Source organism: Bacteroides caecigallinarum (assembly GCF_016902295.1).
GTDB lineage: Bacteria > Bacteroidota > Bacteroidia > Bacteroidales > Bacteroidaceae > Phocaeicola > Phocaeicola caecigallinarum_A.
The window spans coordinates 50201-64883 of the sequence record NZ_JACJLQ010000001.1 but is presented as its reverse complement, the minus strand read 5'-3'; the positions used below and the strand labels follow the sequence as shown (position 1 = coordinate 64883).

At 38.6% G+C, this 14683-nt stretch carries 16 protein-coding genes and 1 pseudogene; 8 read left to right on the top strand and 9 right to left on the bottom strand.

The annotated features are described in order from the left end of the window. Window positions 1-76: 76 nt before the first annotated feature. Entirely contained in the window at window positions 77-919 is an 843-nt protein-coding gene (locus tag H6A27_RS00305; protein ID WP_239469510.1) for a metallophosphoesterase, read from the bottom strand. A 77-nt stretch (window positions 920-996) separates the two neighbouring features. Here H6A27_RS00305 and H6A27_RS00300 point away from each other — a divergent pair, with 77 nt between their 5' ends. Continuing rightward, window positions 997-1884 (top strand): 1,4-dihydroxy-2-naphthoate polyprenyltransferase, encoded by an 888-nt coding sequence (locus H6A27_RS00300; protein ID WP_239469509.1) that lies wholly within the window; start codon window positions 997-999, stop codon window positions 1882-1884. Between the two features lie 193 nt (window positions 1885-2077). Here H6A27_RS00300 and ispF read toward each other — a convergent pair whose 3' ends face one another. Genes ispF through H6A27_RS00285 form a run of 3 tightly spaced genes read right to left on the bottom strand, consistent with a single transcriptional unit; the run spans window position 2078 to window position 3830 of the window. Then, window positions 2078-2557, bottom strand: a complete 480-nt coding sequence (ispF, locus tag H6A27_RS00295) for a 2-C-methyl-D-erythritol 2,4-cyclodiphosphate synthase (protein ID WP_204507277.1) — start codon at window positions 2555-2557, stop codon at window positions 2078-2080. Further along, the gene (locus H6A27_RS00290; RefSeq protein ID WP_204507276.1) at window positions 2554-3171 is read right to left on the bottom strand and encodes a fumarylacetoacetate hydrolase family protein; all 618 of its coding nucleotides are present in this window, start codon (window positions 3169-3171) and stop codon (window positions 2554-2556) included. The genes ispF and H6A27_RS00290 overlap by 4 nt, the downstream gene beginning before the upstream one ends. A 2-nt stretch (window positions 3172-3173) precedes the next feature. Continuing rightward, entirely contained in the window at window positions 3174-3830 is a 657-nt protein-coding gene (locus H6A27_RS00285) for a redox-sensing transcriptional repressor Rex (RefSeq protein WP_204507275.1), read from the bottom strand. Window positions 3831-3942: 112 nt separating this feature from the next. Between H6A27_RS00285 and H6A27_RS00280 the strand changes: the two genes are divergently transcribed. The 7 genes and pseudogenes from H6A27_RS00280 to rnc all read left to right on the top strand — a co-directional run. Then, the gene (locus H6A27_RS00280) at window positions 3943-4281 is read left to right on the top strand and encodes a translation initiation factor (protein ID WP_204403343.1); all 339 of its coding nucleotides are present in this window, start codon (window positions 3943-3945) and stop codon (window positions 4279-4281) included. A 356-nt stretch (window positions 4282-4637) separates the two neighbouring features. Then, window positions 4638-5168 carry a gamma carbonic anhydrase family protein gene (locus H6A27_RS00275; RefSeq protein WP_204403345.1) on the top strand — a complete coding sequence of 177 codons (531 nt, stop codon included), beginning with the start codon at window positions 4638-4640 and terminating at the stop codon, window positions 5166-5168. A gap of 27 nt (window positions 5169-5195) precedes the next feature. Beyond that, complete coding sequence (locus tag H6A27_RS00270; RefSeq protein ID WP_204507274.1) at window positions 5196-7028, top strand: ABC transporter ATP-binding protein; 1833 nt, start codon at window positions 5196-5198, stop codon at window positions 7026-7028. A 25-nt stretch (window positions 7029-7053) separates the two neighbouring features. Further along, window positions 7054-8061, top strand: a complete 1008-nt coding sequence (gene pdxB, locus H6A27_RS00265) for a 4-phosphoerythronate dehydrogenase PdxB (protein WP_204507273.1) — start codon at window positions 7054-7056, stop codon at window positions 8059-8061. A gap of 169 nt (window positions 8062-8230) precedes the next feature. Continuing rightward, on the top strand, window positions 8231-8464 hold the full coding sequence (locus H6A27_RS00260) for an acyl carrier protein (protein ID WP_154043091.1): 234 nt from the start codon (window positions 8231-8233) through the stop codon (window positions 8462-8464). A gap of 13 nt (window positions 8465-8477) precedes the next feature. Continuing rightward, window positions 8478-9743 (top strand): beta-ketoacyl-ACP synthase II, encoded by a 1266-nt coding sequence (gene fabF, locus H6A27_RS00255; protein WP_204404149.1) that lies wholly within the window; start codon window positions 8478-8480, stop codon window positions 9741-9743. Between the two features lie 9 nt (window positions 9744-9752). Continuing rightward, window positions 9753-10479 (top strand): annotated as a pseudogene (rnc, locus tag H6A27_RS00250) (ribonuclease III); the annotation flags it as partial. 306 nt (window positions 10480-10785) lie between these two features. Here the strand turns inward: rnc and tsf are convergent. From tsf to H6A27_RS00225, 5 genes are all read right to left on the bottom strand, one after another. After that, window positions 10786-11778: a translation elongation factor Ts gene (gene tsf, locus H6A27_RS00245; RefSeq protein WP_204404147.1), complete on the bottom strand. Its 993-nt coding sequence runs from the start codon at window positions 11776-11778 to the stop codon at window positions 10786-10788. Between the two features lie 136 nt (window positions 11779-11914). Beyond that, window positions 11915-12754 (bottom strand): 30S ribosomal protein S2, encoded by an 840-nt coding sequence (gene rpsB, locus H6A27_RS00240; RefSeq protein WP_204404145.1) that lies wholly within the window; start codon window positions 12752-12754, stop codon window positions 11915-11917. Between the two features lie 223 nt (window positions 12755-12977). After that, window positions 12978-13364, bottom strand: a complete 387-nt coding sequence (gene rpsI, locus H6A27_RS00235; RefSeq protein WP_204507272.1) for a 30S ribosomal protein S9 — start codon at window positions 13362-13364, stop codon at window positions 12978-12980. Window positions 13365-13370: 6 nt separating this feature from the next. After that, window positions 13371-13832: a 50S ribosomal protein L13 gene (rplM, locus tag H6A27_RS00230; protein WP_204404141.1), complete on the bottom strand. Its 462-nt coding sequence runs from the start codon at window positions 13830-13832 to the stop codon at window positions 13371-13373. Window positions 13833-14119: 287 nt separating this feature from the next. Continuing rightward, entirely contained in the window at window positions 14120-14605 is a 486-nt protein-coding gene (locus H6A27_RS00225) for a DUF4488 domain-containing protein (RefSeq protein ID WP_204404139.1), read from the bottom strand. Window positions 14606-14683: the final 78 nt, after the last annotated feature.

Genomic DNA, 14683 nt, shown 5'->3' with positions numbered 1-14683 from the left:
ATCGCGGTGCAAAAATAAGAAGTAAAATCTTTCCTATATTTATTTTACTCATTAAATATTGCCAATCATATCATAATTATTTGCCTTCCGATACTTCAAGGACAACAAGTACAACCTCGCTCGGGGTGAAAAGCCGTACATCCTTGCGCGATGTGCCCAATCCGTTACTTATTATTATCGGTATTCCTGCCGAGTTATGTTTCATGCCGGTAAGAAAACGATTTCCGTATTTTGAGAACTTTGCCGGAGCCCACCTTCGGAAGAAACTCACTTGCCCGCCATGTGTATGTCCGGCCAAAGCCAAGTCCGTATTACCAATATCTGTATCTTCCGCGTAATCTGGAGTATGAGTAAGCATGACGACAAAATCGTCCGGTTTCAGCGACAATGTAGGTGAAACGCTGTTTCGTTTCAGATCAAAAGGATTTCTTATACCGGTAATCAATATAAAATCATCTCCGTTCACTATCGTATCAGTCGTGTGTTCCAACAGCTTTACCCCTGTTTCAGCCATAGCTTTACGGACTAACGTATCGTTTTCGCCACGCTCGTGATTACCCATTACGGCATACGTACCATACCTCGTATCAACACGGCTTAAGGCCGCGAACAGCTCATCCACATCGCCGCCATTACGTCCCCTATAATCGCCTCCAAGAAGGAGTATGTCGGCATCCAACGAACGAAGCGCATCGACCAAAGACTGGAGGCGTTTATGCGAAAAGCGGCTTTCATAATGAAAATCGGTTGCAAAAGCCATACGGAAACCGTCGAATGAAGGCGGTAAATCAGAGGACGATACACGATATGTCTTTATACGCCCTATACCTTTATATTTTGAGAAAGAAGCTGTTGCGCACGAAGACAAGAGCAACACAGCCGCAATCAATAAAAAAACAATAAACTTCAGAATCCTCATAATGAATATTAAATCTGTTTTTACACAAAAGTAGCATTTTATATACTAACTTTGCGGCATATTCAAGAAAAAAGATTATGACAGTAAAAACCAATTCAATAAAGGCATGGATACTGGCGGCACGCCCAAAGACACTTACCGGAGCCGCCATACCGGTAATGATTGGCTGCGCCTTAGCTTTCGCATACGGACATTTTCAAACTGCCCCTGCAGTTCTGTGTTTCATTTTCGCGTTTCTGATGCAGATAGACGCAAACTTCATCAACGACCTTTTCGACTATCTGAAAGGGACCGACAGAGAAGACAGACTGGGACCTGAACGCGCCTGCGCACAAGGATGGATTTCGCCAAAGGCAATGAAGACCGGTATAGCCGTTACCACCGTCTTGGCCGGTATAACAGGTTTATCGCTTCTGAACTTTGGAGGGTGGGAATTAATTCCCGTAGGCGTTGCATGCATGATTTTCGCATTCCTGTACACGGCAGGACCTTATCCGCTTGCATACCATGGATGGGGGGATTTACTCGTACTTGTATTCTTCGGTTTTGTACCTGTAGGATGCACATATTATGTGATGGCGCACGACTGGAACACATCCGTTACAATAGCTTCACTTGCCTGCGGACTTATCATAGATACATTATTGATGATAAACAACTTCCGCGACAGAGAGCAGGATGCAATAAGCGGTAAAAAAACAATTGTAGTAAGATTAGGAGCAAGAGCGGGACTGATATTATATTTCCTGTTAGGACTTTTCGCATGCTGGCTTTGTTTCTACTTCCTTACCTTAGGGAAATTATACGCAGTACTGCTTCCGCAGTTTTATCTGGTAATGCATATTCTGACAACTTTCAAAATGGCAAAAATAAATAAGGGAAAAGCGTTGAATATGATTCTCGGTGAAACATCCAGAAACATGCTGATATTCGGAATAATGCTAACATTGGGACTGATATTATAAGCCACATTATTGATGTCCGGGGAAAATTTTTGAACTCGCCAATAACTTATTGAATTACAGCGCAATAAGAGAATCACTCCGGATATAAGGATTTGTACCTGCGAAACTTAAATAAAACGCGGTCACGTTTTGATTAAAACATGACCGTGTTTTAATCAAAACGTGACCGCGTTTTTTCAGCCTAAACAAAATCTTATTTTTTTTCTATAAGCACAGTAGCGTAGGCAGATATACCCTCTTCACGACCGGTAAAGCCCAACTTTTCTGTAGTGGTAGCCTTAATAGAGACATCATCCACATCTATACCTATAACATCCGCAAGCACCTCCTGCATTTCCGGTATTCTGGCTTTAAGCTTCGGACGTTCAGCACAGACAGTCGCGTCAATATTACCTACAGTATAACCTTTTCCTGCAATCAGCTTAACCGTACGCGCAAGGAGTATTTTGCTGTCAATATTCTTGAACTCACCTGCTGTATCCGGAAAATGGTATCCTATATCACGCATATTGGCAGCCCCCAAAAGAGCGTCACAGATGGCATGAATCAACACATCGGCATCAGAATGCCCCAACAAGCCAAGCTCGTGTTCCAATTTTATACCACCAAGCCAAAGTTCTCTATCCGGCACAAGGCGGTGAACATCAAAACCAAATCCTACCCTTATCTTCATCGTATATAAAAATCAAGAACTTTTTCGTTTTCAAGATAACCTTCCAGATGATTGTTTATGCTTACCGGACCTACACCTACAGGAGTTCCGGTAAACAGCAAATCTCCGATTTTCAGTGTACAGAACTGACTGACATACGCAATAATCTTATCAACTCCCAAAAGCATATCGCGCGTATTGCCTGACTGCACAGTCTTACCGTCAATATCAAGATGAAAATTGATATTCTGTATATTATCGAATTTTTCTATTTCAATCCAGTCGCCAATTGCCGCAGAATTATCAAAACCTTTACACAACTCCCATGGCTTACCTTCGGCACGGAACTTTCTCTGCAAATCGCGTGCTGTAAAATCTATTCCTACGGTTACCGCGTCATAATACCTGTGAGCAAAGCGTTCGGATATATTTTTCCCAAGTCTGTTGATACGTACCACAAGTTCGGTTTCGTAGTCAATCTGTTGTGAGAAATCAGGAATAAAGAAAGGTTTGCTGTCTTTCAAAAGAGCCGAATCAGGTTTCATGAAAATCACCGGTTCATCCGGCAATGACTCGTCGGCATGCAATTCCTTGCAATGCAGGGAATAATTCATCCCTATAGCTATTATCTTCATATTTATTGTCTTATTAATTCTTCATTCAAACGGTTGAACATGACAGCCAGATGCGCGTACAGGGAAGTATTCTGAACCACAATATCCTCCGGTACACGAATACGGAACGGAGTAAAGTTCCATACAGCCTTAATACCTCCGTCCACCATATAATCTGTAATCATCTGGGCTATACTGATTGGGACTGTAAGTATCCCTATATTTACATCAGACTGTTTCATTATTTTCGGAAATTCTTCAGTGTGATAAACAGGTATTCCGGATATCACCGTTCCAACCTTATCGGGATCAATATCGAACGCACCGACAATCTCAAGTCCAAAATGCGAAAGACCTGTATCCTGAAGCAAAGCCGCTCCAAGGCTACCTACGCCGAACAAAAAAGCCTTATGCATATTTGTAAATCCAAGAAAATCCTCCAGAACACTTATCAGACAATCTATATCATAACCCACACGTGTACGCCCGGAAACAGCGACATACGACAAGTCCTTTGCCACCTGAGAAGCATCTATATTTATCTGTCTTGAAATCTGTGTAGATGATACATTTGTTTCACCCTGGTTTTTCATCAGCTTTGCACAAGACAAATACCAAGGCAAACGACGGAGTGTAGGTTCCGGTACTTTATCCGATATTTTACTAACAGGCGCTGTCATGACATAAATAAAACTAAACTGTTAATTGCAAAATTACTCTATTTATTGGGAAACGCACACATAATAAAGAAAAAGTTTATATCTTTGATTGAATTTAAATTTAAATGAGAACATGAAAAATAACGACTGGAAAGAAAGGCTAAACATTGTTTATTCCACCAATCCCGACTTCAGATACGAAACAGAGGAAGACAACGAGACCGAGACACTTGATAAAAAGCAACAAAAACTCAGAGTGTCAATGGAAAAGAAAGGAAGAGGAGGAAAAACGGTAACCTTAGTAACCGGATTTATTGGCAATGAAGAGGACCTTAAAGAAATTGGCAGAATATTAAAGTCAAAATGCGGCGTAGGAGGCTCTGTTAAAGATGGAGAAATAATTATACAAGGCGACTTAAAACAAAAAATTATAGAACTCCTGAAAGCTGAAGGTTATTCACAAACAAAATAAAAAAACGCTGTTCATCACTGAGCAACGTTTTTAGAATGAATGAAAAACAAGTGAATGTGATTTTTTTCTTAGGATAGAATGTTTTTTTTAAAACTATCGATTAAATAGATACGGGGTTATTTAATATATAAAACAAATATGCAATTATTTTCTTATCAACTTCGATGCAAATGTATAAATATTTTTTGTATGCGCAATAAATCGCACCATATTTTTCAAAATATTTAATAATAAAAGCCATAAATGCCAACCTGTTTCCTTCTAAACACACCATTTAGTACAAAATAAATTATGAAGTGGAGTCGTTCGCAAAGAATTAATTTGTACTTTTGTCCATAATATACAACAATATAAATATGGCACTTATTAAATCAGTAAGAGGATTTACACCCCAAATAGGCGAAAACTGCTATTTGGCTGACAATGCAACCATTATTGGCGATGTCATAATGGGCAATGACTGTAGCGTTTGGTTCAATACAGTATTAAGAGGGGATGTAAACTCAATACGTATAGGAAATAGAGTAAACATACAGGATGGAACAGTACTGCATACACTTTACGAAAAATCTGTAGTTGAGATAGGAGATGATGTCTCTATAGGACATAACGTAACACTACACGGAGCTTGTATTAAAGACAATGCTTTGGTAGGCATGGGATCAACTTTATTGGACCACGCCGTAGTAGGCGAAGGAGCAATAGTAGCCGCAGGAGCACTTGTACTGGCCAACACAATAATTGAACCACATACGCTTTGGGGAGGAGTCCCTGCCAAATTCATAAAAAAGGTTGATCCTGAGCAAAGCAAGGAACTCAACCAGAAGATTGCTAACGGTTATCTCATGTATTCTTCATGGTTTAAGGAAGAAGATAAAAACAAATAACAATTACATAATTATATCTATATACAGATGAAAGAATTTTTCAACCTACTGACGAGATTCGTATCTCCATATAAAAGATTTGTATTATGGGCTATTTTACTAAATATACTTTCTGCCGTATTCAACGTTTTCTCATTTTCGCTACTTATACCTATTCTGAACATCCTGTTCAAAACAGACGGAGGAAATAAAGTATATACGTTCATGGAATGGGGAAGCGCTCCATTGAAAGATACCGCAGTAAACAATTTCTACTATTACGTATCAAAACTAATAGATGTATTCGGCCCATCCACTACTCTTCTATGGCTTGGATTGTTCCTTGCGGGAATGACATTGCTTAAAACAGCATGTTATTTCGGTTCATCGGCCGTAATGATTCCACTACGCACCGGAGTGGTACGCGACATAAGGACATTGGTCTATTCAAAAATAATGTATCTTCCACTGAATTTCTTTTCATCTGAAAGAAAAGGTGATATTATAGCCAGAATGAGCGGCGACGTCAGCGAAATAGAAAACTCTATAACAAGTTCACTTGACATGCTCCTTAAAAATCCGATATTAATCATTTCATATTTCACTACATTGTTCATTACAAGCTGGCAACTTACGGTATTTACACTGTTAGTACTTCCAACAATGGGATGGGTAATGGGACAAGTTGGCAGAAAGCTGAAAAGACAATCACTGGAAGCTCAGGAAAAGTGGAGTGAAACGATGTCCCAATTGGAGGAAACGCTTGGCGGACTGAGAATCATAAAGGCTTTTGTGGCTGAAGAAAAAATGATTAACAGGTTCAACAAATGCAGCAACGAGTTCAGACAAGCCACAAACAAGGTTGCTACGCGACAATCACTCGCCCACCCGATGAGCGAATTTCTTGGTACAATCCTTATTGTTATAGTATTATGGTTTGGAGGTTCCCTAATATTAGGCGAAAAATCTACTATTGATGCCCCTACTTTTATATTCTACATGGTTATACTATATAGTGTGATAAATCCGCTCAAGGACTTTTCGAAGGCAGGATATAGCATACCTAAAGGTTTGGCGTCAATGGAAAGAGTTGACAAAATCCTTAAAGCCGAAAACAATATCGTTGAAAAGAAAGATGCAGTCCACATTACTGAGCTTAAAGATGGAATAGCTTTCGACAATATATCGTTCAGCTATGGAGAAAACGAAGTCTTACACGAGATAAACCTGAAAATTAAGAAAGGTGAAACTATTGCCTTAGTAGGACAAAGTGGTTCTGGAAAATCTACATTGGTCGATTTGATACCTCGTTTCCATGATGTACAAAAAGGAAAAGTCATGATTGACGGAGTCGATGTGAAGGACTTGGTAGTCAAAGATTTGCGTTCGCTGATAGGTAATGTTAATCAGGAGGCTATATTGTTCAACGACTCTTTCTTTAACAACATAACGTTCGGTGTGGAAAATGCGACAATGGAGCAGGTTATCGAAGCCGCAAAAATAGCAAACGCACACGATTTCATCATGGAAACAGAAGAAGGATACAACACAAATATAGGCGACAGAGGCTGCAGACTGTCTGGAGGTCAAAGACAAAGAATTTCTATTGCCAGAGCGATACTCAAGAACCCTCCTATCCTTATCCTCGACGAAGCCACTTCCGCACTCGACACTGAAAGCGAAAGACTTGTACAGGAAGCTCTTGAAAGACTGATGAAAACCCGTACAACAATTGCTATTGCTCACAGGCTATCTACAATTAAGAATGCAAATACTATTTACGTATTGTATGAAGGAAGAATTGTAGAAAGTGGAAAACATGAAGAATTACTGAAGAAAAACGGATATTATAAAAGACTTAACGATATGCAAGCATTGTAAAATCGGAAAGATATAATATGTAAAGATGAGAATAGTTGTTGACAATAAGATTCCTTATATAAAGGAAGCATTAGCAAGAATTACAGATGATGTGGTATATCTGCCTGGTAGAGAAATTACTGCTGACACTATAAAAGAAGCTGATGCCCTGTTAATAAGAACAAGAACAAAGTGCGACAGCAAACTACTGCAAGGAAGCAATGTAAAATTCATCGGTACAGCAACAATAGGTTTTGACCATATAGACACAGAGTACTGCAAACAGGCAGGTATTACATGGAGAAACTGCCCGGGATGCAATGCTGGTGCCGTAGAACAATATGTTCATGCCGTATTGGAACTTTTACACAAAACCAGAGGATATAAACTGCAGGATAAATGCATAGGTATCATCGGAGTAGGCCATGTAGGATCAAGAATATTGGCGTTAGCCAATAGGCTTGGGATAAAAATCCTTCTGAATGACCCACCAAGGCATGATAATGGAGAGAAGGGATTCGTCAGCCTTAGCACAATAGCTCGCGAATGCGATATCATAACTTTCCATACGCCGCTCATTAAGGACGGCATATACAAAACTTACCATCTTGCAGATGAGTCATTTTTCAATAGCTTAAAAAAGAAACCTGTAATCATAAACACTTCAAGAGGTGAAGTGATTGAAACAGGCGCTATCCTTAATGCAATACGAAACGACAAAATAGCCGAAGCAGTTATTGACGTATGGGAAAACGAACCTGACATCAATATTGAACTACTGAATAAGGTATTCATTGGAACACCACACATAGCTGGATATTCTGCCAATGGGAAATTCAATGCCACACAAATGACATTTGAGTTTTTATGCAGTTTCTTCAACATAAATATTGATTCAAGAATAAATTTACCTGAAGAATTGGTTTCGGGAACAAACTCCAGCGACAGTGATATACTTTCAAACTATAACCCTTTAATAGATTATAAATCATTACTTACACATCCAGAAGATTTCGAAAAGATAAGAGGAAACTATAAGTTAAGGAAAGAGTAAAAAACAGAAATAATCACATATTTAAAGGATAAATCATGCACAAATACTAAATATTTGTGCAAAAAAGTGCATTTATTTCCTTGAATATTTGGTGAAAAGAAGAAATATTTATTCCTTTGCAGCAAATATTAATAATAAATCGATTTTATAAACTTTAAAAATTAGAATTATGTCTGAAATTGCATCAAAAGTACAGAAAATTATCGTTGATAAATTAGGTGTAGAAGAATCAGAAGTAGTGCCAACTGCAAGCTTTACAAATGACTTGGGTGCTGACTCTTTGGATACAGTAGAATTGATTATGGAATTTGAAAAAGAATTCGGTATCTCTATTCCAGATGATCAGGCAGAAAAGATCCAGACTGTAGGTGACGCTATCTCTTACATCGAATCAAACAAATAATCAACCTCAATTTATGGAATTAAAGAGAGTAGTAGTAACAGGTCTTGGCGCATTGACACCATTGGGTAACACAGTTCCGGAATTCTGGAACAATCTTCTCAATGGAGTGAGTGGGGCAGGACCTATTACTCACTTTGATGCTTCAAAGTTTAAAACACAGTTTGCTTGTGAAGTAAAGAACTTCAACGCAGCAGACTATATCGACCGTAAAGAAGCCCGCAAAATGGACCTTTACACTCAATATGCAGTAGCCGCAGCCAAAGAAGCCGTTAGTGATGCTGCAATTGACGTCGAAAAAGAAGATTTGAACAAAATTGGTGTAATTTTAGGTGTCGGTATCGGCGGTATCCGTACTTTTGAAGAAGAAGTAGGCGGATATGAACAAACTAAAGATACTATAGGCCCTAAATTCAGTCCATTCTTTATACCTAAAATGATTGCCGATATTGCATCAGGACAAATTTCAATCCAGTACGGCTTTCATGGACCTAACTTCACGACAACATCGGCATGTGCGTCATCATCAAACGCAATAGCAGATGCTTTCAACTATCTTCGTCTTGGCAAGGCTAACATCATCGTTACAGGTGGAGCTGAAGCTGCTATCTTCGCAGCAGGTGTAGGCGGTTTCAACGCAATGCACGCGCTTTCAACACGCAACGACGACCCAACTCGTGCATCACGTCCGTTCAGTGCAAGCCGTGACGGTTTCGTTATGGGAGAAGGCGCAGGCATATTGGTTCTTGAGGAACTTGAACATGCAAAGGCTCGTGGAGCAAAAATTTACGCAGAATTGGCAGGTGTAGGTGCATCTGGAGACGCTTATCATCTAACAGCTTCTCACCCTGAAGGTCTTGGAGCTAAACTTGTAATGATGAACGCCCTGGAAGATGCGAACATGCAGCCTGAAGATATCGACTACATCAACGTACACGGTACATCAACACCGGTAGGAGACGTTTCTGAGGTTAAAGCTATAAAAGAAGTATTCGGCGAACACGCTTATAAGCTTAACATCAGTTCTACCAAATCCATGACAGGTCACCTACTTGGCGCAACAGGCGGTGTAGAAGCAATTGTAAGCGTATTATCTGTTAAGAATGATATTGTACCTCCAACAATCAACCATGAAGAAGGAGACGATGATGAAAACATCGATTACAACCTTAACTTCACATTCAACAAGGCTCAACAGCGTACAGTACGTGCAGCATTGAGCAATACCTTTGGTTTTGGTGGCCACAATGCATGTGTAATCGTTAAAAAATACACTGAATAAACTGTGTCAATAGAAAATATTACAGATAGAATAAGACTCTTTTTCCGTAAGGAGAAAGAGCCTTATTTTCGTTTTTATAAGATATTGGGATTCTATCCTCATAATATCGAAATATACCAACAAGCGCTACTGCACAAATCTTCTTCAGTAAAGACTCAGGGCAGATTGGTCAACAACGAAAGACTTGAGTTTCTGGGAGATGCCATACTTGACGCAGTAGTAGCCGATATCGTATATAAGAAATTTGAAGGGAAAAGAGAAGGTTTCCTCACTAATACAAGGTCAAAAATTGTACAAAGGGAAACTTTGAACAATATTGCGATAAAAATCGGATTAGACAAGCTCATAAAGTATTCGTCAAAACAATCGTCGCATAACAGCTATATGAGTGGAAATGCTTTCGAAGCGCTTGTAGGAGCTATTTATTTGGACCGTGGATACAAAGCTTGCATGAAATTCATGGAAGAACGTATTATAGGCCAATACATCAACCTTGACAAAATCTCACGCAAAGAAGTCAACTTCAAATCCAAACTTATTGAATGGAGTCAAAAGAATAAATTCGAAATAGAGTTCCGACTGATCGGTCAGTCATTGGACGAAAGCCAGAACCCTGTTTTTGAGACTCAAATTTTAGTTGAAAATATTGCCGGAGGCAGTGGTAAGGGATACTCCAAAAAGGAGTCACAGCAGGAAGCAGCGCACACTACAATGACAATGATAAAAAAAGATTCTGTTTTCATTGACGCTATATTTGCAGCAAAGAATGAAAGAGAAAACGCTTATAATAACATCATCTCTGAAAAAAATATCGCACAAACAGGAACTATAGCTGAAGAAGAAGAATATAAATTCGATTCAATGGCTGAAAAATTCGATGACGAAGAAAAGATTATTTCCGAAGCAGAAGAAGCCGCTTTCAAGGAAGCTGAGGAAAAATAAAATAAGACAGGGCATATATACACATAAAAAAGCGTGAATTACTCGTTTGGTCAAAACTCGTAAATTCACGCTTTTTAATTTTATCTATGCAAATGATTGATTATTCAGCACGCAAAGTAAAACGTTTGAAATCAACTATAGTCAATTCAGGATCAGCAGCCTTAAGGACATCAGATACAGTCTTCTTAGGATCCATAATGCTTTCCTGGTTCAATAGACAAACTTCTTTCAAGAATTTGCCAAGACGACCTTTAGCAATATTTTCAATCATAGCCTGTGGCAAGTTGGCAGCCTTTTCAGCAGCAACAGTTTCTTTGATTTCTTTAGCCTTAGCTACATCTTCAGCTGTAATCCATCCCTTAGCCATGTTGCTTTCCATGTGCTCTTCGCTATCCACGTGTGCAGGGTTGATACCGGCTTTCTTCAAAGCAGCTTCAACAGCCTTCTGTACTTGTTCAGCTTTAGTTTTTTCAACAGCAACCTTTATTTCTTCTTCTTTTACAGACTCTGGTACTCCAGCTTCATCAATTGCGATTGGGTTCATAGCGGCAATCTGCATACAGATTTCGTTTGCGACCTGCTCATCACAAGCCTTGTTGAAAGAAACTATAGTACAAAGCTGGTTTTTATGCATGTGGTTGTAAACCGCTGTACAAGCACCTGTAACGAAGAAATAGCCATCCAATTCAGTCTTTTCACCAGTTACACCGCTACGTTCAACGATAGCATCACCAATTGTACCATTACCCATTGGAAGAGCCTTTATTTCATCAATGTTCTGACATTTGTTGGCGATTGCAGCATCAAGAATAGTCTGAGTCAAAGCAACGAAATCAGCGTTTTTAGCAACGAAGTCTGTTTCACACTTCAAAGCTATCATCGCAGCGTAATCACCGGTTGATTTAGCCAAAACGCAACCTTCAGAAGTCTCGCGGTCAGAACGTTTTGCAGCTACTGCCTGTCCTTTTTTACGAATAATTTCCATTGCCTTGTCGAAATCGCCTTCAGCATCGTTCAAAGCATTTTTACAGTCCATCATACCAGCTCCAGTCATTTTACGAAGCTTGGTAATATCTGCCATACTTACAGCCATAATAATTTCTTTTTATTAAGAGTTAATAATAAATATCGTTATAAAACAAAATTGAGAATTGAGAACTGAGAATCTGAGCATATATGTTCCATTCTCAATTTTCAATTCTCAATTTTATATATAATAGTTTCAAGAATTAAGCTTCATCCTCTTTGCTTACGAAAGCAGCAGCTTTAGCAGCATTTATAGCATCTTCTTCTGCTTTATCCATGCGAGCTCTTGCAGCTTTTTTCTTAGGTGCTTTAGGAGCAGCAGCTTCACCAGCAGCATCCATATCTACTTTTTCAGCTTTTCTTTCTTCCAAACCTTCAGCCATTGCAGCACAACAAGCATCAAGAATTACTTCTACTGATTTAGTTGCATCGTCGTTTGCTGGGATTACGTAATCAACATTTGAAGGATCAGAGTTTGTATCAACAATTGCAAATACAGGAATACCAAGACGATTAGCTTCACGTACAGCAATATTTTCTTTCAATACATCGATTACGAACAATGCAGATGGAAGACGAGTCAAGTCAGCGATAGAACCAAGGTTCTTTTCAAGTTTAGCACGCTGACGAGAGATTTGAAGGATTTCTCTCTTAGACAAGTTAGAATAAGTACCATCGTTAGTAAGTTTATCGATAGTAGCCATCTTCTTAACAGCCTTACGGATAGTTGGGAAGTTAGTCAACATACCACCTGGCCAACGTTCGATAACGTATGGCATATTTACAGAAGCAGCTTTCTCAGCTACTACCTGTTTAGCTTGTTTTTTAGTAGCAACAAACAGGACTTTCTTTCCTGATTTTGCAATCTGCTTCAAAGCTTCAGCAGCTTCTTCAACTTTTACAACGGTTTTGTTAAGGTCGATGATATGGATACCGTTGCGTTCCATAAAAATATAAGGAGCCATTGCTGGATTCCACTTTCTCTTTAAATGTCCGAAGTGGCAGCCTGCTTCCAATAATGTATCAAAATTTACTCTTGACATTGTTCTTTAATTTTAATCGTTTACTTTCTTTTTTGTTTGATTTTTAACCAACTGTCTGGTAGTTTCTCCGCAAACAATTGTAGGGAAAATCCTGACAGTTTAGATACTAAACGCTTTTACATTTAAGTTTTTGAGTTTCTAAGTTCTTGAGTTTAGTCTGAAGTTTCGCAAACCGATTACTAGCAATAAACTTACAAACTTAAAAACTAACAAACTCAATCGCTTAACGTTTACTGAACTGGAATCTTCTACGTGCTTTAGGACGTCCTGGTTTTTTACGTTCAACAGAACGAGAATCACGAGTCATAAATCCTTCTACACGAAGAGCTTTCTTATCTTCCGGATTGATTTTAACAAGTGCACGAGCGATAGCCAAGCGCAAAGCCTGTGACTGTCCTGTGAAACCACCACCACACAAGTTAACTTTTATATCATATTTTTCAGCCACCTGAAGAAGATTAAGAGGCTGTTTAACTACATACTGCAGAATAGTTGATGGAAAGTACTCTGCAAGGTCTCTCTTGTTAATAGTAATCTTTCCTGTACCTTCGCTGACGAAAACACGAGCAATAGCGCTTTTACGTCTGCCTAATGCATTTACTACTTCCATTCTTTATTATTTAAGTGTGTTAATATCAATAACTTTTGGAGTCTGAGCTTCATGTTTGTGTTCAGAACCTTCATAAACATACAAGTTGCCGAGCAATTTAGCTCCAAGACGATTCTTAGGAAGCATGCCTTTTACAACTTTCTTCATTAATTTTTCAGCGCCGTTAGGTTTAGCCATCAAGCGAGCCGGAGTGATTTCGCGCTGTCCACCAGGATAACCTGTATAGCTCAAATACACTTTGTCATTCCACTTATTACCTGTAAATTTAACTTTGTCTGCATTGATGATGATTACGTTATCACCGCAGTCCACATGAGGAGTAAAGTTTGGTTTGTACTTTCCTCTCAACAGTTTCGCAACTTTAGCACCGAGACGTCCTACGACCTGGTCGGTAGCATCAACTACAACCCATTCTTTAGTTGCAGTTTCTTTGTTTGCAGAAATGGTCTTGTAACTTAAAGTATCCACTCTTAAATCTTTTTTAAAATGTTAACTACTAAAAAACGAATCCATCACACTTCATCCATCCCGGACAAAGAAGAATTAAAGTGCTCTGAATCTTAAATTTATCACTATTTGATAATAATCGGCTTGCAAAGGTACAACTTTTCCCGAAACAGACAAAGTTTTTTTGTTTTTTTCTTATATAATGAACTGATACTATGTAAAAAAGGCTGCCATTACAATGAATGGCAGCCTTATCAGAAATTTTTCATAGCAATAAATTATCCATCATTTATTCCATAATGATAGACTCATCTTATAATATTTTCAGGATATTCATCTGGCATAGTTACTCTCTTCCATGTTTCATAGCACCATGAATCAATTCTGTTGCCATTAACATCTTCTTTTAGAAAGAACTTAACAACCATAATATCATCACCTTGCAATTCAAATTCCATGACATTCTTTTTACCGTCCAGCTGTGGAAGATGAATGTTTCTTTCAACTATCTCTGTATATGATTTTTCAGATGTCATTTCCCATTTACCTTCACCGATAATGATGGCTCCATTTGGCATCATTACCATATTAGTAAAACGTCCATCATCTGTTAGGATTTTAAATGAATTACTGGTTTTAAGTTCACCTGCAACATCAGGCGAATTAGAACGATAAAAACACATCTGCCATATACCATTAAGACCTAATGGGGCTTTTTCGGCTGACTGCGCCAACGCACTACCAGAAGCTATAAGCAACAATAATGCAAGAAATATAAAATTGCGCATTCTCATAACACTATATATTTAAGTTTATTAATAGGTTTCTACAAATATACAGAATAAAATATAAAATCCATAGAATAGTTCATT